The organism is Bacillus sp. EB106-02-03-XG38 (assembly GCF_058792175.1).
The window spans coordinates 1390289-1415507 of sequence record NZ_JBYTED010000001.1; the positions used below are offsets into that span (position 1 = coordinate 1390289).

18 protein-coding genes and 1 pseudogene are annotated in these 25219 nt (G+C 32.2%); 7 read left to right on the top strand and 12 right to left on the bottom strand.

The genetic code is table 11. The annotated features are described in order from the left end of the window. Nucleotides 1–500: 500 nt before the first annotated feature. From AC3WTI_RS07065 to AC3WTI_RS07075, 3 genes are all read left to right on the top strand, one after another. Nucleotides 501–1616, top strand: coding sequence for a response regulator aspartate phosphatase (locus tag AC3WTI_RS07065; protein WP_097840791.1), 1116 nt, complete (start codon nt 501–503; stop codon nt 1614–1616). Continuing rightward, a complete protein-coding gene (locus AC3WTI_RS07070; protein ID WP_087956665.1) occupies nt 1616–1777 on the top strand; it encodes a hypothetical protein in 162 nt (53 codons plus the stop codon). Before AC3WTI_RS07065 ends, AC3WTI_RS07070 begins: the two co-directional genes overlap by 1 nt. A 722-nt stretch (nt 1778–2499) precedes the next feature. Further along, nucleotides 2500–2874 (top strand): hypothetical protein, encoded by a 375-nt coding sequence (locus tag AC3WTI_RS07075; RefSeq protein WP_087956664.1) that lies wholly within the window; start codon nt 2500–2502, stop codon nt 2872–2874. A 482-nt stretch (nt 2875–3356) separates the two neighbouring features. Here the strand turns inward: AC3WTI_RS07075 and AC3WTI_RS07080 are convergent, their stop codons facing one another. The 5 genes from AC3WTI_RS07080 to AC3WTI_RS07100 all read right to left on the bottom strand — a co-directional run bounded on the left by AC3WTI_RS07080 (nt 3357) and on the right by AC3WTI_RS07100 (nt 11010). Next, the gene (locus AC3WTI_RS07080) at nt 3357–3692 is read right to left on the bottom strand and encodes a hypothetical protein (RefSeq protein ID WP_097840794.1); all 336 of its coding nucleotides are present in this window, start codon (nt 3690–3692) and stop codon (nt 3357–3359) included. A gap of 1557 nt (nt 3693–5249) precedes the next feature. Continuing rightward, entirely contained in the window at nt 5250–5798 is a 549-nt protein-coding gene (locus AC3WTI_RS07085; RefSeq protein WP_087956662.1) for a fascin domain-containing protein, read from the bottom strand. Nucleotides 5799–6053: 255 nt separating this feature from the next. After that, nucleotides 6054–8663 carry a putative mucin/carbohydrate-binding domain-containing protein gene (locus AC3WTI_RS07090; RefSeq protein ID WP_144488171.1) on the bottom strand — a complete coding sequence of 870 codons (2610 nt, stop codon included), beginning with the start codon at nt 8661–8663 and terminating at the stop codon, nt 6054–6056. A gap of 561 nt (nt 8664–9224) precedes the next feature. Further along, a complete protein-coding gene (locus AC3WTI_RS07095) occupies nt 9225–10493 on the bottom strand; it encodes a glycoside hydrolase family 5 protein (RefSeq protein ID WP_087959038.1) in 1269 nt (422 codons plus the stop codon). Between the two features lie 289 nt (nt 10494–10782). Beyond that, the gene (locus tag AC3WTI_RS07100; protein WP_000438639.1) at nt 10783–11010 is read right to left on the bottom strand and encodes a hypothetical protein; all 228 of its coding nucleotides are present in this window, start codon (nt 11008–11010) and stop codon (nt 10783–10785) included. 338 nt (nt 11011–11348) lie between these two features. Here AC3WTI_RS07100 and AC3WTI_RS07105 point away from each other — a divergent pair, with 338 nt between their 5' ends. The 3 genes from AC3WTI_RS07105 to AC3WTI_RS07115 are packed head-to-tail and all read left to right on the top strand — an operon-like array spanning nt 11349 to nt 13369. After that, nucleotides 11349–12623 carry a Y-family DNA polymerase gene (locus AC3WTI_RS07105; RefSeq protein ID WP_097841754.1) on the top strand — a complete coding sequence of 425 codons (1275 nt, stop codon included), beginning with the start codon at nt 11349–11351 and terminating at the stop codon, nt 12621–12623. Next, nucleotides 12610–12951: a YolD-like family protein gene (locus AC3WTI_RS07110; protein WP_097841755.1), complete on the top strand. Its 342-nt coding sequence runs from the start codon at nt 12610–12612 to the stop codon at nt 12949–12951. Before AC3WTI_RS07105 ends, AC3WTI_RS07110 begins: the two co-directional genes overlap by 14 nt. A gap of 43 nt (nt 12952–12994) precedes the next feature. Continuing rightward, the gene (locus AC3WTI_RS07115) at nt 12995–13369 is read left to right on the top strand and encodes a hypothetical protein (RefSeq protein ID WP_087959016.1); all 375 of its coding nucleotides are present in this window, start codon (nt 12995–12997) and stop codon (nt 13367–13369) included. 95 nt (nt 13370–13464) lie between these two features. Here the strand turns inward: AC3WTI_RS07115 and AC3WTI_RS07120 are convergent, their stop codons facing one another. After that, nucleotides 13465–15447, bottom strand: a complete 1983-nt coding sequence (locus AC3WTI_RS07120; RefSeq protein ID WP_142286789.1) for a methyl-accepting chemotaxis protein — start codon at nt 15445–15447, stop codon at nt 13465–13467. 878 nt (nt 15448–16325) lie between these two features. Here AC3WTI_RS07120 and AC3WTI_RS07125 point away from each other — a divergent pair. Then, a pseudogene (locus AC3WTI_RS07125) lies at nt 16326–16683 on the top strand (hypothetical protein); the annotation flags it as partial. A gap of 84 nt (nt 16684–16767) precedes the next feature. Here the strand turns inward: AC3WTI_RS07125 and AC3WTI_RS07130 are convergent. The 6 genes from AC3WTI_RS07130 to hypF form a co-directional block, all read right to left on the bottom strand. Further along, entirely contained in the window at nt 16768–18087 is a 1320-nt protein-coding gene (locus AC3WTI_RS07130) for an aromatic amino acid transport family protein (protein ID WP_097841756.1), read from the bottom strand. A 292-nt stretch (nt 18088–18379) separates the two neighbouring features. Continuing rightward, nucleotides 18380–19270 (bottom strand): L-serine ammonia-lyase, iron-sulfur-dependent, subunit alpha, encoded by an 891-nt coding sequence (gene sdaAA / locus AC3WTI_RS07135; protein ID WP_000281945.1) that lies wholly within the window; start codon nt 19268–19270, stop codon nt 18380–18382. Nucleotides 19271–19292: 22 nt separating this feature from the next. After that, complete coding sequence (gene sdaAB, locus AC3WTI_RS07140; protein WP_087959014.1) at nt 19293–19991, bottom strand: L-serine ammonia-lyase, iron-sulfur-dependent subunit beta; 699 nt, start codon at nt 19989–19991, stop codon at nt 19293–19295. Between the two features lie 835 nt (nt 19992–20826). After that, the gene (fic, locus tag AC3WTI_RS07145; protein ID WP_048525267.1) at nt 20827–21429 is read right to left on the bottom strand and encodes a protein adenylyltransferase Fic; all 603 of its coding nucleotides are present in this window, start codon (nt 21427–21429) and stop codon (nt 20827–20829) included. Nucleotides 21430–21536: 107 nt separating this feature from the next. Next, nucleotides 21537–22802: a diaminobutyrate--2-oxoglutarate transaminase gene (gene ectB, locus AC3WTI_RS07150; RefSeq protein ID WP_087959013.1), complete on the bottom strand. Its 1266-nt coding sequence runs from the start codon at nt 22800–22802 to the stop codon at nt 21537–21539. 79 nt (nt 22803–22881) lie between these two features. After that, nucleotides 22882–25212, bottom strand: a complete 2331-nt coding sequence (gene hypF, locus AC3WTI_RS07155; protein ID WP_097841757.1) for a carbamoyltransferase HypF — start codon at nt 25210–25212, stop codon at nt 22882–22884. Nucleotides 25213–25219 lie beyond the last annotated feature (7 nt).

Genomic DNA, 25219 nt, shown 5'->3' on the forward strand with positions numbered 1-25219 from the left:
CTAGCATTTCTCAAAGGAATCACATATTGTTCTAGTGATTCCTTTGTTCTAAAAGAACAATGCTTTGTTTTAATTAAAATATCTTTTCCTGTTAAAAAGCTTAGTTCAAAGAAAAACTTCCTATCTTCTTCTACTTATCCTATCTGAAAAGGAAACAAGGTGAAAATTTTAATAATTATACTGTGCTTTAACAATTTTATAACTATCCCCTTCTTGTAGCTACTCCACTAAAGATCTTGCTTATATATTGAGCCCCTGGTTTACTTTCTCCAATGGTGATAAATTCATCAACTGATGATTCTACGCAAAAATAGCTTTTAGAATCATCTTTTTAATAAGTTTTAGGTATTAAATACTATGTATATTCGACACAAATTGATTATTTTTTTATGAATTTTATTGAAAAACATTGTAAAATACCTCCATTTTTCCTTCTATTTTGCTATGATAGTTACAATTTAATAGGACTATGATAATTCTATAGGATGGGGGAATATATAGTGAGTGTTTCAGTAAAGGGCAATGAGCAATTAACCTCTCTATTGAACGACTGGTATCGATCTATGCTATCTCAACAGGTTGTAAAAGCTACTAATCTAAAAAAGAAAATTGATGAAAAAATTAATAAGTTAAGCATTGAGTCAAATCAAGAACGTCAGGATCAAAATTTGTTACTATATTACTCATTACTTGAATTTCGTTACACAGTCTTAACAGATAGTCTCGGTATTCAACAAAATAGTTTTGATGCTATTAGTGATTATGATATGCCTACAGACCATTTTCTACGCTTCTATTATCACTTTTTTAAATCCATTCATTCCACTTTTATATCAAGTTTTACTGAGGCAGAGGAACATTATAAACTGGCAGAAAAGATATTAGTAGACATTCCAGATGAAATCGAACACGCTGAATTCTACTATAGAATTGCTACTTTTTATCACCATACCTATAACATGCTCGCTTCTATTGAGTACGCAAATAAATCGAGAGCAATCTTTAGGAAGTACGAGGGTTATGAAGTAAAAACAGCCTTTTGCAATAGTTTGCTAGGTGGTTGCTGTATCTATTTAAAGCAGTACGAACAAGCTGAAGAATATCTGCATTGTGCGATTGAATTACTACAGAAGAATAAGGAAGAAGATTCCTTGTTATACGTAAAAAGTACTATGGGGTGGCTGTATTCTAATCAAAGTATGTCTACGTTAGCTATTCGTCACCTTTCAGAAGTAATAGAGAAAATCCCTACACACTTCAAGGCTATCTTCCTACAAGCTAAGGAGCATTATAAATTAGGAGAACAATCAGCAGCTAGCAAGCTCATTGATAAGGGATTACAGATTTGCAGAGGAATTCATAACGAAGAATACACACACCACTTCTCTATTTTAAAAAGATTAAACGAAAATATACCATTGGAAGAATTAGAAAAAATCATCCAAGAAGGAATCTTATACTTTGAGGAAGAAGAATTATGGGAATATGTTGTCGAATACGCTGAATTATTTGCCACAAAATGTAGACAATTAGAGAACCATCAAAAGGTAAGTGACTATTTCCATATTTGTTACCAAGCCAGAAGAAAATCAATTGAAAAAGGAGTGTTAAAATAATGAAAAAAATCAGCCTACTATTATCAGGTATTGCTTTTATTGGGGTTCTAACGGTGGGAATTTCTCAGTTTTATAAAACAGATCAGCTTGCAACCCATGGACATTATCCGGCTCCTTCATATAGTGTTGGCGATCATGGTGGTGCACCACAACAAAATTAATATAAGTGTATGTAAAGACCCTCCATTTGGAGGGTCTTTACATATCAAAATATGTATTGTTCTTTTTGGCTACGCCAAATCAAAATTCTTCTCTCGCCTATCACCCTGCACTCTCTTAAGGCAGGATTATTCTTTTGGAAAATCCTTTAAATAATAGAAGTAGACTAACTATTATATCTATCAACTCTTTATATGCAATATTACATGCGAGGTGTCTTAAATATTTTGTTATACTATGTATGTGGATTTTTCATCCAAAAATCCTCTCAAACGCATATTTATATATATGCCACCCTAATTGATGAAAGTGAGAAGAATGTTTATCATTTTTCTCACTTTTTTTATTTAAATTATGTGCTTGTACTTATTCTTTAGTTATTTTAAATAATAAAAGCTCAAAAAGAGAATTCACTTTTCAAATCCAACCTATCGAATCAATTATTGTCTAATAATACCACACCATCTTTATCAACTCATTTTAGAATATTTGAACAATAATTTTATATACAAGCTCTGCATAAATTATTCATTTTCATTTATATAAGGCCTACATTTTTACTTCTGATAAATTATCAAATATTGAATTATTATACACAAATCAAAAAACACGTGATATTTTGTAGAATTTTGTCTATCAATATGTATGTACACCCTTATGTAGTGGATATAGACTGTGAGGTGTAAGGAGGTACCTTATAAAATAATGAAAAGGAGATTATAAAATGATTAGTTTAACGAAAGTCTCAAAGTTAGCACTTGCAACATTAATTGTGGGAAGTAGTTTAAGCGTCTTTGTGTCGTCACACAGTGTACAGGCTGACACCTTAGATCATAATTACCAAGACACTCAAAAATTCATACCACCTTCTAGTGCTAGGCAAACATTGGAACAAAAAAACAATATTGTTCCAGAATCAAAAGTTATTAAAAACCATTATGTAAAATATTCTAAAGCACATTTCCAAACTAAAGAAAGTATACCAAAAGAGATTTATTATTCTTCAGAAGGCTTTAAGGGCTATATACAAGCAAGTACCGTTTGGGATATGGGGGATCATTTCGCAACGCTATATTCCGGAACAGTTATTCGATGTTAGACTTTTAATCCCTTCTCTCCTAATACTTATAATGATTAATAACTCACTGCCAATACTGTAATAGCTATTGTTCAAAAAATAAACCACAAAATCTTTTGATTTCATGGTTTATCAAATATAAAGATAATGCTAAATATATACTCTAACATTACCTTCCCTAAAGTTAATTATAGAGTATTTTCTCAAAAAAGACACTCTTGTAGTGTCTTTTTTATATTATTTTGATTTACTCTCATCTTACTTTTATTAAACTCATATATGTAATAATGCATATTTTTTGATTGTATATTATGATATACTCTCATTGTGAGCTGATACATAATTTCTTTAGATTGGAAAACTAAAACTTCGTTTACCCAATTTTCGGGCGCCTTATGGCGTCTTTTTTTGCTATTGAAGTAAAAACTAGGACCGTAATATCATTGTTAAAAAAATTGTATACTTTAACAAGAATTCCCCCTACTAACCTTTATTTTTTGCGGTTATTTATTTGTTTCAACATAATAATTTTTCATCTCGTATATGCAATAGACAATGATAGCTAAACTCCAACTGACACCATAGTAATCATGTGTGTAGAAGTCATAACCTGCCTTAATACCTTTTTCCATTACAACTAACGTAAATCCTAACGCCACCCACTTATTAATTTTCATCTTAATATACGTTATGGCTATAATTATTAAAAATAAAATATTTGTAAGGTAGTTTATCATTAGCTCATATTTTTGAATGTATACTGCCATTACACAAGCAACGATATTAGTCGCAATACCAAAGGCAACAACAGCTCCCCAAATCCTGTCCGAAATTTCCACTCCCGATTCAGTCCCTTCCTTAATCACATTCTTTTCCTTAATTCGTTCCTACACCCTATTCAAGGTATGCTGTATTATCCTTGTCTGATGAATATCTCATTATCTTTTCATATAGAGCAAACAAAATTTCTACTCATAATTTTTTCTTTCTTAGGCAAACTAGGTTTAAGCCGTTTGAACTAGCGGCTTCACTCTTCTGGTAATGGGGTAGTAAATTTATAGTAATTGACTAACTCATTCAGTCCATTGGCACTGGCAGGCGACAAAATTGTTGTCTGCCATTTTCATGTATACTTTTTCTGATTCTATTCCAAACCATATGTTTGCTGTACTGCTTTTGAAAAGAACGGTATTTGATTTTTGAATAAGTAAAAAAGATACAGCTCAGCCCACTTTTGGAATAGGACTTTTTCTTTTTACATATACTATTTTTGAGCCTTTTTACCAATACGTGTCCTATTGGTGTCTTGAATTCCTCCTAAAGGGGCGGCAGATACGACTGCATGCCCTTTTTATTTATATTGCTGTTCTATATCCAATACAGCAATTGAAAACTAAAGATGCACTATTACATATTTTTTTCGGTTCAGATTATGTTAAAATTTCTTAAGTTGTTTATTTCATATTGAATTATGGTTTCATATCTAATTCAGCAATATGTGAGCTGTACCCCAAAAGAAAAGACACTCAAAAGGTGTCTTTTCTTCTTTTAATTAAAAAATCATTTTTCTTTTTCCGGAAGATTCAACTATTTCACTAACCTAAACCTCTTATTTAAAGACAATTTGATCATGGTGCTCAAGATTTTTCGTCTATATCAACATGTAAATTGTTCACTTCCAAATCATATTTCCACCACTATATTTGCTTTCTCAAAGATTTTCTGTCTTGTTCTTAATTTTGTCAAAATCCTCATATAGCTATACAAAAAATATATGCTATCATGTTTTTAAGAAACTATGCGTTCCCTTAACCCTGTATCCGACCCTGTATTTTGTTACAGGGTCTTTGTTTATTTTATTTACTTTCATTAGCTTATAAGAGTTACTACACACCCCATTTCAATTAAAATCGTTTAAATATTAGTGAGAATTTAAAATGATAAATCTATTAGCTTTTTTGACAATTGTAATCTAATACTAGATTTCTAAATGTATGCTACACTAAACATCAGTTAACACTATAAACATAGTGTTAACTTTCTTAATTGAATATTAGTAATAGTAAGTATAAAGATTATCAATTTACTATATCTTACATTTATGTAAAAATAGATGTATGTTAAGCTTTTTCAAAATCTTTCCCCTAATAAAGATTTGAAGTAGCATTTCATGATTCTCCTTACTGTTAATATGCCTTGAAAAAGAACCCAATAGGGTTCTTTTTCTTCTGATTACATCCTCAGTAATTACTTATTTAACATACAAAAAGGACTGACAATTACTTGCAATCCTTTTTACACCTTAATATACACTTGTATTAAGTACTTAACTCTTTATTTAGCATGCATTTAAACTAAACCAGTCATTATTATTTATATATAAAACACTTCAAAACTTAGAAATACACAATAACAAATCTTTCCCAACTTCCAGCTACATAACTATTAGCAGTTAATTCTCTACCACCATTTGCTGATATAAATCTACCATTACTTAACGCTTGTAATACATATATCCTATTGTCCCCACCATTATATAAGATAAATTTTTCCCATGCTCCAATTGATGTACGATCTGCTACTACTCTACCATTTGGCTCAAACGAAACGTACTTTCCATTACTTTTCGCTTTTAAAGCAAACGTATATAATTCTCCAGTCGGAATTAATTCGAATTTCTCCCATTCATTAACTGCACTACGATTTGCTATCACATTTCCCGATGGCTCAGCAGACACATATTGTAAATTTGCAGCTTGTATAGCAACAGTCCAGCTCCCATTCAATAGACTCACACCTTTTAGTGAACCCGCATTTGATTGGTCGGCTGCCAATGCATCATTCGATGGGGTTATCATCATTATCATTAGAACCATTGGTAACACCATTAAAACTAACTTTTTAAAGATCTTATTACCATTTGCATGAGCTATGAACCTCTTCATTCTCATTCCTCCCTTAATATATAGCACTCATATACATCATACCAAATATGTAAAATATTGTAATGCAAGAGAGTCTTTATCAACAAATACCTTATTATTCTGTTTCTTTTTTCTCAAATCTATAGCACCTAAACATCACTCAATCCTCAAACATATTTTTAAAATTAATTTCACTTTATTTTAAATAAAAGCCAAATAGCCGTTCATAAAGAACGACTATTAAGCATCTAACTAAAAATTTGAATATTTTTCATGTTAATCTATTTTGTTTAATCCCGTTGAAGTAACTTGATAGATTCTTTTTTTGCCTATATATTCTTGTTTATTATTCTCAAAGTTAGTAAGTGTAGCCCGAGCCTTTTCATTCACTGCTTCCCCTTCTATATGGGTAAACTCAATATAATCTCCCACTTTGACTGGCACAGTTTGGCTTTCAGCAGTTTGCTGTCTATTTCCCACTATTTCCTTATTGTACACAACACTACCGGATGAATTCTGTACTCTGATACTCGCATACGTATTATTAAAATAAGAATGTGGTACGCCTGCTTCTAAATTCACCTGCATTTTCTCTGTTACCCTATTATAATTTACTTTTGCAATTTCTCTATCACTATATCCTTTTAAAGACCAACTAAATTGATTTCCATCTAAAACCGTTGTTTCTGGCATTTTTTCTACTTTCTTCAGACCTTCTTTTGTAATTTCGTACATTGCTTTTTTTCCAAAGCTTTCTTGTTTACTATTATCTACATTTGTTAAAGTAGCTCTATGCACACCTTCTAGATGTGTTAACTCAATATAATCTCCTACTTTAACTGGAACTTTTTGTGATTCAGCATTTTGTTGTTTGTTTCCATAAATATCTTTATTGTATACTACTTTGCCTGATTCATTTTGCACTTTAATACTCGCATATGTTTCATTAAAATAATGATGCGGTACGCCTGCTTTTAAGTCCACTTGCATTTCTTCAGCCGACTTATTGAAATTGATTTTAGCAAACTCAAAATCACTTATTCCTTTTAGTGACCATGCAAATTGATTTCCGTCTAAAATTGTTACTTCTGGCATTTTTTCTACTTTTTTCAGGCCTTCTTTTGTAACTTCGTACATGGCTTTTTTTCCAAAGCTTTCTTGTTTACTATTATCTACATTTGTTAAAGTAGCTCTATGCACACCTTCTAGATGTGTTAACTCAATATAATCTCCTACTTTAACTGGAATTTTTTGCAATTCAGCATTTTGTTGTTTGTTTCCATAAATGTCTTTATTGTATACTACTTTACCTGATGCATTTTGCACTTTAATACTCGCATATGTTTCATTAAAATAATGATGCGGTACGCCTGCTTTTAAGTCCACTTGCATTTCTTCAGCCGACTTATTGAAATTGATTTTAGCAAACTCGAAATCACTAATCCCTTTCATTGACCATGCAAACTGGCTTCCTTCTAAAATATTATTTGCATTAGGCACATCTGGTTTAATCGGATTAGAATCCGTCCCCTTCCAAATCTCTGCTGTTAAAATTGGATATCCCAATGCAGCTACTTTTTGAATCGTATCGTTATTCGGACGTAATCCCCACTTCTCAAAGAAAGGCATCAAATTTTGTTTGGCTACTTTTGATGCTGAGATCATAAATAATTGTTTTTTATTTTCATCAGTTTGTGGAAGTTCATTAGAAGGCATATCTCTATACAATTGATGCAGTTTAGGATAGAAATCTTCTCCATATGCTAATTGTAGTTGCCAAAGCATAACAAGCTTAACAAAAACATCACTAACTTCGTCATAATTTTTATTAGGTTGTTCTAAGTATTGAAATGCCTTAGTATACGCACCCTCTTGTTGCAATCTATAAGGTTGATTAGATGTAAATGCTTTTTCTACAGAAAGGCTGTAAATATTATTTTGTACTTCTGTCATATTATAAAATTTCCAAGGTGATTGCTGTCTCAAATGCCCTGCCTCATGCCAAGGACCCCAACCATCTTTTATAAATTTATTAATATCTAACACGTATTGAATTGCATCTCCTACATATGCAGTTCGATAAGAAGTCGCATACATATAATAATCTGGTGAATGATTTTCTTCTACGTAATGAATATAATGCTTGTCTGCTTGTTCTTCGGATAATCCAGCTACTTTGTCTTGGATTCGGGTAGCTTCATCCATCTTTTTTAAGAGTTGTACAGGATCTGTATTAGAACCTAGCAAATATTTCTTAACACGTGCAGGGCTGGCCGTAATTAATACACGTTCTCCTTTTAGCTCCACTGCATGTGCATTTGGATATTGGTTCAGCATGTCTATTAAATCTTGTTTTGTATGCTTGCCTAGTTCAAAGAGAGGGGTAGTCGTTCCACCAGTTGTAACCGTTGTTCGAATGGTACCACCTTGTTGTTTATTGTAAAAATAAATCATTCCTCCATTTGGAGATTGGATTGTGTTTATACCTGGTTTTAATGTAAATGATTTTATTTTAGAATCTTCTCTCCAAGAAGCATCATACGAATACGTTCCAATGTATGCTTGAATATTTTGATTTCCTTCTACATTAATCGTTATTTGTTCATTTGGCTTTGCATATAAACCAGTCGGTTCATATGGACTAAATGCCATACTTTTTCTTTCCTGTTGTTTCAGTACCTCAACATCCCCTTTTCCTGGGACTATATATGTTCTGTTTTCTGATTTAACTGACTTTTCATCTTGAAGTGATGTCGATATTTTATTTTGCTGCTGCGTTTCCTCTGCAATGATATCTGTTGTAGAAATCATTCCCGTTGCAAGCATCGTTACTGTAGCGGTGGCTGCAAGTATTTTTCTAGTTTTATGTTTTGAATTATTCCCCATATTAACTCCCTCATTTTTCCTTAATGCACTTAAGGATTTTTGTTTTTTTATGTTTTACACCCCAAGCTATTCATGCTATCTATGTTGTATCTTTTAATCTATTTTTTCTCATAATAATCTCCTTTTCTTTATTTAACATTGTATACAAATACTATTTGATGACACATTAAATAACAACTTTACGATAAACTCATCAATAACAAACTATTATGTTTTGATTCAACACCCTTAACTTCCATCTAATTGTATAAATGTATTCATTTGGCGAAATAAGTAAATAAATTTCAACATTTAAAGCTTATAGTCTAGCGAAAAATTCATAAAAGTTTTTTTAACTTCAAAGGTTTAAATAATTGCAACCACATTTATTTAAACTTCCTTAACTTTTTTTAAACTATTCTCTAAGAATCTTATTATTTATTGTAAATAAACCAGGTTGCTACTCTATATGTAAAAGAAAGGCGGAATCTTTAATATGACTCCGCCTTCTTTGATATAAAAAGCATCTAATTCTATTAGAATTAGATGCTTACATTTAGTTCTTAAACCAAGCATTCTAAACTACTTATGCCCCTGTAAATCTTTTTTTATTACATCCCAGAGTGGATTATCTTGACGTATCGGTTTACCCTCTTCGTCCCATTTTATTTTTCCTGTTCCTAATTCATAATTCATTCCCGTCCATGTGTCTTCACGGAATGCATAGAATGATTTATGCCAACCTCTTTGGTTGAAGATAGAAATAAGATCTTGCATGTATTGGGTAGCTCCTGGAACGGTACGGTTAATTCCAAACTCCTCTGCAATAATTCGGTTAGATGGTACATGATTTTTCTTAGACCATTGTTGGAGTGGCTTTAAAAATTTTTCTAATCCCTGTTTATTCCACATTACAGGTTTCTCTAAATCCCCTACTTTTACTAATCCTGGATATTGATATTCCTTGTTTTGTTTTTCACCTTGGCTCGTTAATTCATATGGTTCATACATATGAAATGCGTATAGTGTTTTTTTATCCTCTACTGGTTTTAAATATTTAAAGGCCCATGGAGTAGCATATAAACCTGAATCTAAAATAATCGGTGTTTCTTGGTCCACTTCACGGATAGAATGAATCACCTTTTCATAAAATTTGTTTAAATCTGCTGTCGTTCCTTTCACTTTTGCATACCATTTCTCGTAATCTTCCTTCCAAAAATCATTATATCTATTATTTTTAGCTGTTTCTGGATGCGGTTCATTTATAATATTATAACCGACCACTGCAGGGTGATCTTTTAGTTCCAAAGCAAGGTCTTTCCAAAATTGACTTGCTTGTTCTTGATACTTCTCTTCTTCCCATATTCTGTCGTCATTCTTGTTATTATTAAATTGGCGCCATCGATCACCAGGCAAGGATAACATTGTAAGAACAACTTTCATTCCCTGTGATTGTGCGGCATCTAAATCCGCTTTTAATTTTTGTAGATCCTCCTTTACTAATCCCTGATAGTTATCTGCACTACCTATCAGAAAATCCTTTCCAGAGGTATCCAGTTTATCCTCAAATAAAAAATCTTTATCCTTTGCCCATTTATCAGGTGCTAAACGAACATATTCAATATTAGCTTCTTTTGCACTTTTATAGTTCTCGGGTAACGACGTACTATTCATGAAATTAGTACCCTTCCTTTTCGAATCCCAAAAACTAATTTTTGAATCGCTCTTGTAATAGGTATCAGCTCTTACATTCATTTCCTGTACTCCAAAATTCATCATGCCTAACAACGCAACAATTGGTAAAAATTTTTTCACAACTTTTCCTTCTTTCTCTTTATATTTTACACACATAACATACCTGTGTTTTGTTACAGGAATATGGCAATTTTCCAAAAATACCTTTTATGTTATAAAAAAGACAGAGATAATAGGAAGTTGCTTCATTTACTAAAAAACAAAAAAAGGAATCCTTTACGGATTCCTTTTTGACTTGCACTCTTTTTCAAATAGTGCATTTTTGCACCTACTTTTAGTATACCTTACAATTCTTATAAAATAAATAAGATTAAATGAATTTCATTTCTATATTTTCAAAAAATATCATATTTCCTTATAATTTTACAAATAAAATAGCGTATTATTAAAACTCATCTCTTGAACATTCCTTTAGTTGCTCCATAGCAATCTTTCGCGCATGTTCCTCACTATCTATCAAAGTCAATCCTTGTGATATATAACTCCAAAATTCATATCCACAATCCTCCATCCATCTATAAGCTTCTGTTGTGTATAGCCCATCTTTTCTTTTAATGATTTGAACCTTATAGTTTTTACTTGGAGAAAAAAACTCTTGTATAACCTGCTCCATTTATGAAACGTCCTCCTAAAATCTATTTGAAATTATATTTTCACATAAACTCGTAATCGCAACCTCTTTTACGATAAATTACTGTAACTTTTTGAAAAAATAATATACCTTACATCCTCCCAGCATTTTCTTCCTGCACTACCCAAAATAAATAATACAGTTTATATCCTACAAATTTCAATAACATTAAGCTGTTACTTCTCTCTGTCGTTCAACATATTTCTACTACATATAATTAAATATTTTTTCAAAAACCACTTCATTAAAGAACGTAAGTTCGTGTATAATAAGAACAGAAATAAGAACAAATGTTCTCGTTATTATTAGGAGGAGTTATAGTGTATGACTATTCAATTTTACCGGATAGAATCATTTTATGTGTTGATCTTCGTAGCTTTTATGCTTCTGTTAGTTGCATCAAAATGGGAGTAGACCCACTTCATACAAAATTATCTGTAGTTGGTGATGTGAATCGAAATGGGTCCATTGTTTTAGCCGCAACTCCACCTTTAAAAGCAATGGGAGTAAAGAAGTTGGCAAGGCTATACGAGATTCCTCGACAAAAAGATATTCTTATTGTGAATCCAATTATGGGAACCTATATTAAGTGCTCCAATTACATAACGAAGTTAGCTCTACAATATGTTCCTATTGAAGACTTTCATCAATACAGCATCGATGAATTTTTTATGGATATTACCGATAGCATCCATCTCTTTGCCCGGAATCCAAATGAATTTGCATTACAGTTTAAACGTGAAATATATGAACATACACGAATTGAATGCACAATCGGGATTGCACCTAACCTATTGATGAGTAAGGTAGCTTTAGATATTGAAGCAAAGAAAAATAAAGACGGAGTCGCTTATTGGACATATGAAGATATACCTACAAAATTATGGAGCATACGGCCGCTTAGTAAGTTTTGGGGGATTTCGCATAAAACAGAAACAAAATTAAATCAAAAAGGAATACATTCAATTGGTGATTTAGCCAATTATCCTCTTAAATATTTAAAACAAAGCTTCGGCGTGATTGGCGAAGAATTACACTTACATAGTAATGGGATTGATTTTAGTCGAATTTCAGAGAAATATGTTCCGGTTACAACTTCTATAGGAAAAAGCCAAATTTTAATGCGTGATTATACAATAGAAGAATTTCCTATTATCCTACTGGAACATACCGAAGAAGTTTGCTATCGATTAAGACAACAAAACAAACTTGCTCAAACTGTTCAATTTTCAATTGGATATAGTAAAGGTTATTCAGGTGGCTTTAGCAAAACACATACCTTAAGCCGTCCCACCAACTTAACCATGGATATTTATCAAGTTTGTCTATATTTTCTACATCAACAATATACTGGAGAACCAATTAGAAGTATTACTATTTCTCTAACAAAACTAATTGGTGAAGGCGAAGAACAAATTTCCCTTTTTGATAACATCATACAACGAGAAAAAGAAATAAAGCTAACGAAAGTAATGGATGAAATACGCACAAAGTTTGGAAAAAATAGCATATTAAGAGGAATTTCCTATACAAATAATGCAACAGCAAGATACAGAAACACACTGTTAGGGGACACAAAGCATGAACAACGCTAATATGCCAAAAGGCAGAGGAATAATAAAATGGACGCCGTTTGCAGCAATGCCAGAACAATTCGTCGGAATACATGAAATGATCAAAGAGAAAAATAAAGTAGCGCGTCCCATTTTAACCTCTGAAAAGAAAGAACTGATTGAGAACATGTTACTATGTTCGTTGCTATCTGAAGAAGAGATATTAATTACATATTATGAAGATGGTTATTTACTCACCAACTATATGACCGTTATCGATATAGATCCATTACATAGCTCTATCATATGTACTGATGCTTTCTATAATAAGATAACAATACAATTTTCAAATATAATAGACGTAAAATAGATTTAGGTGATTATCTTTGGAGTAGTATAAAGGAGCATATAAAATGCAAGGGAATCAGATAAGAAAGAATACAGCGAGAACCATTAATCATAATGATATAAATAACTATCCCTATTTAAATATACCTATGATTATCAATGAGAAAGATGGAATAACTTACGAGATTTTAAGCGCTGGTTTTCATAATAATGATGCAGTAGCGATGATAACGACAGATGGTTTCGCTACAACTAGGGTAAATACACCGATTGTAACAGTAAAAAACAATGATGGTAGTATCCAAGCATTCCGCTTACCTTTAGAATTGGAATATTGGGTACTTTCATGTATGTGTGCTGCTTCAACAGGGAGAAATCCGTTCCCATGTAAAGTTGCTTTTGGAATCATTGATACTAAATTTCATGTCGAATTCAAGTGAAAAAGGAGCAAATTAATTTGCTCCTTTTATCGTTATAAGATTTTTAACTTCTATCCTTAAACACACTATCTAGGATTCTATCCTAGATTCTGAACTTATATCTTAAATCCACCAATTAATTCTTGAAGTTCTTCGGCCATCTGTGCTAATTGTATTGCTGAAGAATTTATCTCTTCCATAGAAGCATGTTGTTCTTCAGATGAGCCGGCTATCGTTTGCATACTTGAAGCATTCTCTTTCACAGCCATAGATATTTGATTAATTGATGTATCAACTTCCATTACATCACTTGTCATTTTATTTGATAATTCCACCATACCATGTACTTTTGACACGATATCATTTGCAGATTTTGAAATTTCATAAAAACTTTGTTTTGTATCATTCGCAACCTGAATCCCTGACTGCACTTCAACTCCTACTTCATTCATAGCTTTTACAGTCTCATGTACATCTGCTTGTATTTCATTAATTAAACTTCCAATTTCCATTGAAGATTCGGATGATTGCTCCGCTAACTTCCTGACTTCATCGGCAACAATTGCAAAGCCACGCCCCTGTTCTCCTGCCCTTGCCGCTTCAATCGCTGCATTCAATGCTAATAAATTTGTTTGTGCTGCAATATTTTGAATTACTTCTAATATACTTCCGATTTGCTGCGATTTCTTATCTAATAATTTAATTACATTATCAGATTGAGAAACAGAATGATGGATTGACTGCATTTGCGTTACAGTTTGTTCTACTAATTGTTCACCCTCATTGGCTTTTTGTTTTGTGTATAAGGATGAAGCCGATACTTCAGAAGCATTATCAGCTACGCATTGAATGTTTCGTGTTACCTCACCAATTAATTTCGCTCCAGACGCCACTTCATTATTTTGAACTTCTGCACTATTCGATATTTCTTCCATTTCTTTTGTAATTTGTTCTGTCGCAACACTGGCTTGCTCTACGCTAGCGGTTAGTTCCTCAGATGAAGCAGCCACATGTCCTGCAGATGTGTTAATTTGAGAAATTATATTACGTAACGACTCTGCCATTGTATTGAAACTACCACCTAATTGACCAAGTTCATCCTTTGAACGAATATTTATTTTCTCAGTTAAATCTCCATGACTAATTCTTTGAGCTGAAATAACTAATTGTCTTAATGGATTAATAATAGATTTAAGAATGAAGAAAATTACAATTCCACCTAACAACAATGAAGCCCCTATTATAGTGAGTGTTTTATAAAAAATAGGATTGGTAGCTTCTTCAATTTCTTTAATAGGCATTACACCAGCTATTTTCCAACCTGTTTTTTTGTTTGTTTTAAAGCTTATGTTTCGATCCTCACCATTAAGGCTATAAGTAATTACTCCATCTTCTTTCTTGTATAGTTCATCTGCTAATGATTTCTCTAATTTCTCACCTGGCTTAAGTGTAGGATGAACAACTATAGTCTTATCTTGACTTACTATAGATACAAATCCTTGTTTTCCTATTTTTATCATTTTAGAAGTTTTTACGATATCATTAATATTCAAGTCCACACCAATGACACCACTTTTATCAGCATTTTGCTTTGCAATTGCTATTACCATATTGCCTGTAGCCTTTGATTTATAGGGAGACGAAACAATAATCTCTCCATTAGCTTTTACTGCATCCTTATACCAACTACTTTCTAATGGGTTAAATCCTTCAGGTATTTTTCCAACGGGCGCATGAATAAATTGATTATTACTAGATGTAGTATAAATTGTTTCTATCTCTGGATGTAACTGTATATATTGATCAAATTTACCTTGCACATTTTGCAATTGGTCAGCGTTATAATCACCTTGTGTAAGTATCTTTGCAAAATGAGTTACATCTACATGTTTATTTTCTAATTCATCATCAACTATCTTATTTAAAATACTCACATTATCTTTCGCAGATTGTAGAATTGTATCATTAAGATCTGTTTTCGCCTCATCATAAGATGCTATTCCCACGATAAGACTAGGTATAATTAATATTGCAATAAATGCCATAGACAACTTCGTTTTAAGCTTCATTTGTTCCAATCTCTCTTTTATTTTAAACACTTTCTACTTCTTCCCTTCATTCTTACAACTGATATAGTGTATTTAATTGTTTGCTCCTTTATTTTTTCTACATTGATTTATGGGTATTATTCGAAATGAAATTACCGTTATATCCTTTTACATACATCTTCTTATATAAAAATTTAGTTTTTACAAGCGGAGTTTTATCTATCCACCTTTCGAATATGTTATTTTGCTATATTAAGCAATGTTAAGGCTACGAATTATTCTAAATTACCTGGTTGAAACATAAACTTCATTTAAAAGATAATTTTTGACTTTAATTGGATCAAAAGTTTAATCTAGAACTATTCAAATTTGATGAAATCCTTACCATAATAAACCCCTAAAACTTAACTAAGTGAATTTATTTTTTGGATAATTATGCTTAACTGCCTTTTAACCACTCTAACCGCTTCACTTCATTCATTTATCTATTTACTACAGCCACTTTTGTATTATTGGAAACTAAACCATAAATTCTAAATAGAAGAATAAAATAAATTGGAGGACTTCATTGTAACACGTATACATAAGTTTTAAATATTAAAATAAAAAAATATTTTTTCGTTATCTTATCTTTATGAATTACTAATAATAGATTGCGAACTTTTTTGGGCTAGCATTTAGATCATGATTCAAATGAATAACAGCACCAATTCATATGTATTTTGCGAAATAAACTGTTTTGAACTACCTCACTGCTGAATTACACTTGGATGAATCTTTATAGATTTTGCACGTCTCTTCGCTCCATCATTTCCATCTAAACACCTTCTTACTACAATTACTTTTTCCTCTCGCGAAAATTTAACCATAAAAAAGTACACCCCAATTGTTGTTCTTGTCTAACATTTTGGGTGTACATTAATTAAGGACGACTTGAATGTCATTTATATGGACGATTAATTAGCACCTTTCTTTGTTCTCCCACCATGTTTCAAATGCGCCAACTACTCTCAGCAAGAAGGAACGAGAACTAAGCGAATATAAAGCGATTTATATCATAAAAGATTATTTTTCACTTCTTTATCAATCTTTACAGAAGACACCTAAGAATTAACAAAGATATTGTTTCGTCTGTTTAATCTCTTACAGAAAAACGGACGAAAATCCCATAGGCATAAGAAGAAAACAGTCATTGATATCTTAGGCATAGAAGTTATGCATATAATCAAAAAAGGACAAACTATCCAAGGTGAAAAGTTTGTCCAAAACCATAATCTCTCTGGGTAAACAATATATACTTCAGTTCCGCTAAAAGTCTTTTATTCTCTTTTCATATCCTACTATTTTTGCATTAGAACTAACAATAGTGAATTAGAATAATGACTTAATACTTGCTAGAACAGTAAGTATCCCTATAATAATTACAAATACATTGCTCATTTTCCCTCTGTATTTTGCTAGTACTGGTACTTTACGAATCGCATACATCGGTAATAGACATAAGATAGCAGCGACTAACGGACCGCTAAGGGCATCAATGATTCCAAGAATACTTGGATTTGTATAAGCAACATACCAGCATGTTAGTACAACAAAAGTAAGAATCATTGTCTTAACTGTTTTTTCTCCTATATCTTTCCCACGTTTTTTACCGGACTTGATAATCATGTCACGCATTACCTCATACGCTCCTATATAATGGCCAAGGAAAGACTTTGTAATAGCCACAAACGCAATGATAGGAGCTGCAATCGTGATTACAGGCGAATTAAGCTCATTAGCAAGATATGATAGAATTGACAAATTCTGTTCTTTCGCCACCTTAAGATCATCTGGAGTCAAACTTAAAGTACTGCTCCAAACAAAGAACATAACAACAGCGAATGTCATAATATAACAAACTTTTTGTATTTGAGCACACTTAGCATCAGTAGCGTCTATTCCATACGTAGCTCTCTGCTTCATAACAAATGACGAAATCATAGGAGAATGATTAAACGAGAATACGATGATTGGTAGTATCATCCAAATCATTCCAAAATACCCTGTTCCAGTTGAAGCAGTAGAAACACTTGAAAAACTTAGCATTGAAGTATTCCATTGTGGAATTAAAGATATTGCAATAAAAAGTAGAGAAGCAATGAAAGGATATACTAGCATGCTCATTATCTTTACAGTAATATCCTGACCAAAATTTAGTATAGTGATAAGACCGAGTACTAATACAAGTGATAAAATAGCCCTTGGAGGCTCCGGCATGTGCAATTGGTGTACAATAAAACTACTTGCAGTATTTGTAAGTGCAACCGAATACATCAGCACGATCGTATAAATTGAGACGAAATATACGATGTTAAAAATGATACTTGCTTTATTACCGAAATACTCTCTTATTGTTCCTGTAATCCCCTCGTCGGCAGAATTCGAAGCGTATATCATTTTAGCAAGCGCCCTATGTGAGTAATACATAACAGGATATGCAAGTATAGTAATTATCAGCAACGATAATAAACCACCTGAACCTGCATTAATCGGTAAGAAGAGTACTCCTGCTCCAATTGCTGTTCCAAATAGACTCAATGCCCAGGTAGTATCCTGTTTATGCCACTTTTTAGGGTCTAGATATTTCTTATTTTTTCCTGTAGTATTATCAGCTTGAAATTCTATGTTTTTTGCAGTATTCCCATTCATATAATAATTCCTCCTAGTGTCCTATTCTTACTTCTCTATTTAAGGCATCGGAATATAGACCGTTCTTTAAAAATGAATTGGTTATAAAGTGCGCCACATCGTATATCCTTCTTTTAAGTTGATCAACATTTAAAAATTTACGAGGCATCAACCTGACGAGTTTGTTACCACTTACAAAATGTTTCAATTATATAGTAGGATATATTATTGATAATTCCCCAATATCTAGAAATCCTTAAGCGAACAATAGAGAATAGATTGTTAACTATTTCACAATATAGACGTTAACTGTTCATTGATTTGATTGTTTCTCCCCAAATATTTTATTTTTAATGGCAATCCCTGTAGGTGTAGCCGCAATTCCACCTAAACCTGTCTCTCTTAATTCGCGAGGCATCTGTCTTCCAACTCTATACATCGCTTCAATAACTTCGTCAGCATTGATGATATTGTTTACACCTGCTAATGCGATGTCACCTGCTGCTAAAGCATTTGCCGTCCCAATGGCGTTTCTCTTTACACAAGGAATTTCTACCAAACCAGCGACTGGATCACAAACTAAACCGAGTAAATTTTGTAACGCAATTGAAAAAGCTTCAGAAGATTGCTGTGGCGTTCCACCCGCAGCTTCTACTGCAGCTGCAGCCGCCATCGCTGAGGCACTTCCTATTTCAGCTTGACATCCTCCGTACGCTCCTGATATACAAGCATTGTTTGCGACTATTGTTCCAAATAACGCTGAAGTGAATAGAAAATGAATCATATCTTCATGACTTAAATCTAACGTATCTTTAATACTAAATAGAACTCCCGGAATCGTTCCACTCGCACCTGCTGTTGGAGTTGCACAAATAGCTCCTAATGCAGCATTTACTTCATTAACACCAATAGCACTTTGGATCCCTAACACCATCAAATCTCCAGAAAGAGTTTTCCTATTTTCTCGATAATTTTTAATTTTAACAGCATCCCCTCCAGTTAAACCAGTCGGAGAAAATACCCCGTCGCCCTCAATACTTTTATTTATAGCATTTTTCATAGTCGCTAAATTTCGTTCCATTTTATTCAAAACTTCTTCATAAGTAGATTTAGTTTGTTCCATTTCCTGTTCAATTGCTAATTCATAAATTGGCTTTTGGCTTTTATTAGCTGCATCCACAATTTCTTTTATGGACATATACATATTTTTTCACTCCTTAATGTAACTAAAGAATAATGAGATTAGCTATATTGCTTAAATTTCTTAACTCCTCCTGAATATTAACAGGCAATATTGAATCTAATGCGAATACAAATAAAAATTTTCTATTTTCTTCTAAACTATAAAAATTATTAATTTCCACATCATATTGTTTAAAGATCCTGCGTAAGATAAATTCAAAGTCAGCTCTTTCTGAAATCGCAATAACAACTGGCAATGGCCCCTGCAGTTCTAAGCTAAATCCGTCAATTTCAACATGTTTAATTTCAATTAATCCACCACCAACCGAAATACCCATCGTTCTAATACTTCGACTGTCATCCTCTAAATATACATCTGCCGTATTTGGATGACCGGCAGGACTATCACCTGATTTTTCAATAAAAGTAATATCAATCCCTTTAGATTTTGCTATTTTAATAGCATCTGGCACTTTGCTGTCATCGGCTGCAAATCCTAATATCCCAGCAATAATCGCAAAATCAGTTCCATGTCCTTTATGGGTTTCAGCAAATGATTCATAATACCTAACCACGACTTTTTTTGGAAGATCTTGAAATAATTTATTTGCAACTGCTCCAATAGCCAAAGCCCCTGCAGTATGTGAACTCGAAGGACCTATCATTACCGGACCAATCACGTCAAAACAGCTTTTGTATTTAACAACCTTTTTTTCTTTAATAGATGCTACATTTATGTTCATATAAGCACCCCCATAGTTTATTATTTTTAATTGCTGTTGAATCTAAGTTATTAGAATGATCAATTGAAAATAAGATCTGTTTGATAGCGCTTTCTTTGTTGAGTTGAATAAACTTTCCTTTTGATCCACAACCCTTCATATAGTAATCATATCAGTATGTCCAATTTTAGAAACTTACTGGCAAGTTCTTTAGAATTTTCGAACCAAAACGAGGTTTGATATTTTCTCTAGAGGTTATAAATTATCTCTCGACGCCCTCATTATAACTTGTATATTTATGAGTTCAATCTTTTTTTATTTTTAGAAAGATTGAATAGACAGAATTTTGAATGGTTAATAAATTACACTTAGTATGTAATAATTATGTCCTTTGTTTGAAGCTGTATTAGTTAATAGAAAAGCAAAAATAACACAGAGTTACTTTCATTAACACTTTGATTATATTGGAAAATCATTATAAGAATACTTATATTGTCCTTGGTTGGAACATCTTATTTTGGACATGAAAGCTGTTACAATAAATGATTCATGTAGATGGAAAGGAATACACGAATCAAACATAAAACAATTAATGTATATTAATTATAAATTAAGCATGAATATTTATTATCAGAAAAGAGATACTTCTTTTGCGACTCTTAACATAAAGTAATACTTTAGCAGTATTCACTCCTTTAAATTAAATATTTTCTTTTTATAAAGGTACAGCATTATGTCGGTTTTAGCGCAAATGAAAGATAAGTCCCATATAACAATATGGACTTTTTATACTATTTTCATATAAAAATCCTCTTCATAACGCAAATAAAAAAGGGCTATTTCAGCCCTTTTTTATTTATAAATCCTCTATATCATATTCAGTATATCCCTCATAATAGTAACTAATATCAATGCCTCTCATGAATACTTCACGGCTATTAATTTTATCTACTAGTGCATTTTGGAGTAAATGCTTAATTTCAATATCTTTAATTGGGCTGCGTTCCATTGCCAGTAAATAATCTTCTTTATCAATTCTAGTCCAGTCAACCACCTGTTGAATTTCATTCTTAAAAATTAAATCTAACCATATTCTAGTCGCTCTACCATTTCCTTCTCTAAAAGGGTGAGCAATATTCATTTCAACATACTTCTCAACGATTTCATCAAAAGTTGTTTGTGGCATAGTGTTTATATGTTCTAGTGAATGACTTAGATACATAACAGGAGCAAATCGAAAGTTCCCCTTCGCAAGATTAACCTTGCGAACCTTTCCAGCAAAGAAATAAATATCCTCAAATAGATAATTATGAATGTGAGAAAGACCCTTAAATGTGCCAACTTCTATGTGGTTTATTTCTCCTGAATCATATATATCTTTGGCTTTCATTTTTGATAAACGTTCTTCCACTCGATTCAATTCCAATTGATTTTTGATACCTAATTCATTTTCTAGCACAGTCACTCTCCTCTTTTTCTACCATTAATTCTTTTACCATATCCAAATCTTCTTGTGTGGCTAAATTCTTGATGAAACTTCTAGCCATAGTTTTATTTATTACCCGGTTACTCTTTTATAATATTAGAAATACTTTCTTCTAACAATTCAAATCCATTACTTAAGCCTTCTATATCAATTGTTAAAGAAGGTAACAACTTAATTACTTCATCATTAGGCCCAGACGTTTCAATAATTAAACCACTTTCAAATGCAACTGAGCAGATTTTTTTAGCTATTCCAAAAGTATTACACGCTATTCCTTGCATAAAGCCTCTCCCTCGTACTTCTCCTTGAAGTTGGGGATATTTTAAACAAATCCCATTAAGAAAACTAGTTATTTTTTCACTTTTCCATTTTAAAGCATTAATAAACTCTATATCTTGCCAATAACTCAATGCTTCTGTAGCTGCTAAAAATGCTAGATTATTCCCTCGAAACGTTCCATTATGTTCTCCTGGTTCCCACTTATCATATTCTGGTTTAATTAGTGTAATAGCCATCGGAAGGCCAATACCACTTATAGATTTTGACAAACAAATTATGTCTGGTTTAATGTTCGCAGGTTCAAAACTAAAAAATGTACCCGTACGTCCGCACCCTGCTTGAATATCATCAACAATCAATAATATATTATATTTTTTACACAGTCTGTCAATTCCCTTTAACCATTGGGAGCTAGCGGTATTTAAACCACCCTCACCTTGAACTGTTTCTAGAATAATTGCAGCAGGTAAATCCACTCCACTTCCGCTATCACCTAATACTTTTTCTAAATATGATAAAGAATTAAGAGAATCTAAATAATTTTCATACGGCATGATAATACTATTATTTAGTGGTACTCCAGCACCCTTTCTCTTAAAATGATTACTCGTTATTGAAAGTGATCCTATACTCATTCCATGAAAAGCATTAGAAAAACTTATGATATTTGTACGCCCGGTCACTTTTCGAGCAATTTTCAGTGCACTTTCAACAGAATTTGTACCTGTTGGACCAGGAAACATAATTTTATAGTCTAAATCACGTGGTTCCAAAATAATTTTGTTAAAGTGCTTTAAAAAGTTCACTTTAGCACTTGTTCCCATATCAAGACTATGAATAATACCATCTTCTAAAAGATAATCTATTAATACCTGTTTCATTTTTTCATCATTATGTCCATAATTAAGAGCACCAGCACCTGAGAAAAAGTCAATATACTCTTTTCCATCTACATCCCATAATTTATACCCTTTAGACTTAGTAAAAATCGTTGGAAAGCTTCTACTATAACTTCGAACCTGGGATTCCAGTTCATTAAATATATCCATTTTTGAACTCACTACCATAAAAGAGCACCTCCTAATTTTTCTTTTTTGCTATACTCACAAAGAATAATGAAAAGTTATATAATTTCTATCCTAAATTTTATACTGAATGCGTATCTTTATAGCGATGAGCTGCTATTGCTGCTTGACCAAGAGAGATTCCCCCATCATTGGTAGGTACTTGTTTGTGCATGTAAACCTCGAATTTACAAGCCTTAAGTGACTTATAGGTTTCTACAAGTAAAAACTTATTTAAAAATACTCCCCCACTAAGAACTAGTTTATCAATCCCTGTTTCTTGACGAATTTGTTTACAGGTTTCTGTAATCATCTGAACCATTGTATAATGAAAACGATAGCTTAATTCACCCTTGGTATACTTATTTTTAAGTATCAAAGATACCAACTCTTTAAACATAGGTTTTATATCAATTTTTCTAATACCATTCGAAGCAACTATTTCATAAGATAATAAAGGATTGGAAGAATTATTGATATCAATTGCTTGCTCCAACTCAATAGCAGCCTGTCCTTCATATTGGACTGTTTCACGGACACCCAATAGTGATGAAATAGCATCAAAAAGCCTTCCCATACTTGAAGTAAGAGGAGAATTAATTCCTTTTTGAATCATTTTTATAAGTACATCTAGTTCAAAATTATTTCGCTCTGAAATTATCTTTATTGGTAATTCTTTGACTTGTTCACCATATATTTGCGTCAATATTCCTAAAGCAATTCTATACGGTTCTTTAACGGCTTTATCACCGCCTGGTAGCTGAAAGTAATCGATATATGCCGCTCTTTGATAATTAAGAAAATCACCGATTAAAAACTCTCCACCCCAAATATTCCCATCATCACCATAACCCGTTCCATCTAAAATAACTCCTAAAACAGGACCATCTAATTGATTATCCACCATACAAGAAGCCATGTGGGCATGATGATGCTGAACCTGTACAACTGGTAAAGTTTTTTGATCAAATGCATATTTTGTACTATAAAAATCAGGATGAAGATCACTTGCTATTACGGAAGGACTGATTTCAAAGATTTTTTGTAAATGAGCTATAGTATTTTTAAATGATTCATAAATTTTATAGTTTTTTAAATCGCCAATATGATGACTAATAAAAGCTTTTTCCCCTTTAGTTAAGCAAATCGTATTCTTTAATTCTGCTCCTAAAGCTAGTACATTAGTTGATCCTTCTTTAAAATCAATTGGGTTTGGTACATAACCTCTAGCGCGACGAATTATTTGTAGTTTTGTTATTTCATCATCTAAATCAATACCCCTAACAATAGAGTCATCTACTCTAGTGAATATCTCCCTATTGTGTACTAAATAATAATCTGCAATTCCTTTTAGCTGCTCAATTGCATCTCCATCTTTATATACAATTGGTTCATCAGAAACATTGGCGCTCGTAGCTATTAATGCAAGAAAATTCCCTCTTAAAATGAGATGATGAAGTGGTGTATAGGCTAACATTACCCCATAGGTATTATTATTAGGTGCAACATCTGAAGAAATATACTCATTTTCCTTTTTGTTCAATAGCACAATTGGCCGTTCTTTAGATACTAATAAAGCTTCTTCATTTTTTGTTATTTCAGCAAAATTTTTCACATCATCTAATTGAGATGACATTAAAGCAAAAGGTTTTTCATCCCGTTTTTTTCTTTTTCTTAATTCTTTTACAGCTTCATGATTCATTGGATCTACAACTAAGTGATATCCACCTAACCCTTTAATAGCTAGGATTTTCCCCTTTTTTAACAAATCAATAGTTTTCTCTATTGGATTATCAGTGGGGACATTTGTACCATCTGCTGTTTTCAATTGAACTTGTGGTCCACATTTCCAGCAAGCATTTGGTTGTGCATGGAATCTCCGATCCAATATGTCCTTGTATTCTTTATCACACTCTTTGCACATAGGAAATTTTACCATTGTAGTATACGGTCTATCATAAGGAATATCTTTTATTATTGAATATCTAGGTCCACAATTTGTACAATTAATAAATGGATAACGAAACCTTCTATTCGTTGGATTAAATAATTCTTCTAAACATTCATTACATACATAAGTATCAGGAGATATTAAAGTTTGCCTACTGCTATGTTTTTGGCTACTCAAAATATCAAAAGAGCTATAACGATTATTGGATTCTTGTTCCTCTATCAATTTAACCTCTTGCACATAAGCCAATTCTGGGGAATTAAATTCTATATCATGAATAAAAAGTGTAATATTATTTTGTTCCCCTTCTACTTCTATCAGCACTCCATTTGAATCATTTAACACCCATCCGTTTAGATCATATTTTTTTGCTATTCTATATACAAAAGGTCTAAAACCAACACCTTGCACAATGCCTTTAACTTGATACTTTTTTATAAACATATTTATTACTTTTTTCATAAATTGT

What these genes read in the sequence shown, in the direction of transcription:
- AC3WTI_RS07115 (WP_087959016.1), top strand. Translation starts at nt 12,995, where the DNA reads ATGCAAGGGAATCAGATAAGAAAGAATACAGCGAGAACCATTAATCAT.
- AC3WTI_RS07130 (WP_097841756.1), bottom strand. Translation starts at nt 18,087, where the DNA reads ATGAATGGGAATACTGCAAAAAACATAGAATTTCAAGCTGATAATACT.
- AC3WTI_RS07110 (WP_097841755.1), top strand. Translation starts at nt 12,610, where the DNA reads ATGAACAACGCTAATATGCCAAAAGGCAGAGGAATAATAAAATGGACG.
- ectB (WP_087959013.1), bottom strand. Translation starts at nt 22,802, where the DNA reads ATGGTAGTGAGTTCAAAAATGGATATATTTAATGAACTGGAATCCCAG.
- AC3WTI_RS07085 (WP_087956662.1), bottom strand. Translation starts at nt 5,798, where the DNA reads ATGAAGAGGTTCATAGCTCATGCAAATGGTAATAAGATCTTTAAAAAG.
- hypF (WP_097841757.1), bottom strand. Translation starts at nt 25,212, where the DNA reads ATGAAAAAAGTAATAAATATGTTTATAAAAAAGTATCAAGTTAAAGGC.
- AC3WTI_RS07100 (WP_000438639.1), bottom strand. Translation starts at nt 11,010, where the DNA reads ATGGAGCAGGTTATACAAGAGTTTTTTTCTCCAAGTAAAAACTATAAG.
- AC3WTI_RS07070 (WP_087956665.1), top strand. Translation starts at nt 1,616, where the DNA reads ATGAAAAAAATCAGCCTACTATTATCAGGTATTGCTTTTATTGGGGTT.
- AC3WTI_RS07095 (WP_087959038.1), bottom strand. Translation starts at nt 10,493, where the DNA reads ATGTGTGTAAAATATAAAGAGAAAGAAGGAAAAGTTGTGAAAAAATTT.
- AC3WTI_RS07075 (WP_087956664.1), top strand. Translation starts at nt 2,500, where the DNA reads ATGATTAGTTTAACGAAAGTCTCAAAGTTAGCACTTGCAACATTAATT.
- AC3WTI_RS07090 (WP_144488171.1), bottom strand. Translation starts at nt 8,663, where the DNA reads ATGGGGAATAATTCAAAACATAAAACTAGAAAAATACTTGCAGCCACC.
- sdaAA (WP_000281945.1), bottom strand. Translation starts at nt 19,270, where the DNA reads ATGTATATGTCCATAAAAGAAATTGTGGATGCAGCTAATAAAAGCCAA.
- sdaAB (WP_087959014.1), bottom strand. Translation starts at nt 19,991, where the DNA reads ATGAACATAAATGTAGCATCTATTAAAGAAAAAAAGGTTGTTAAATAC.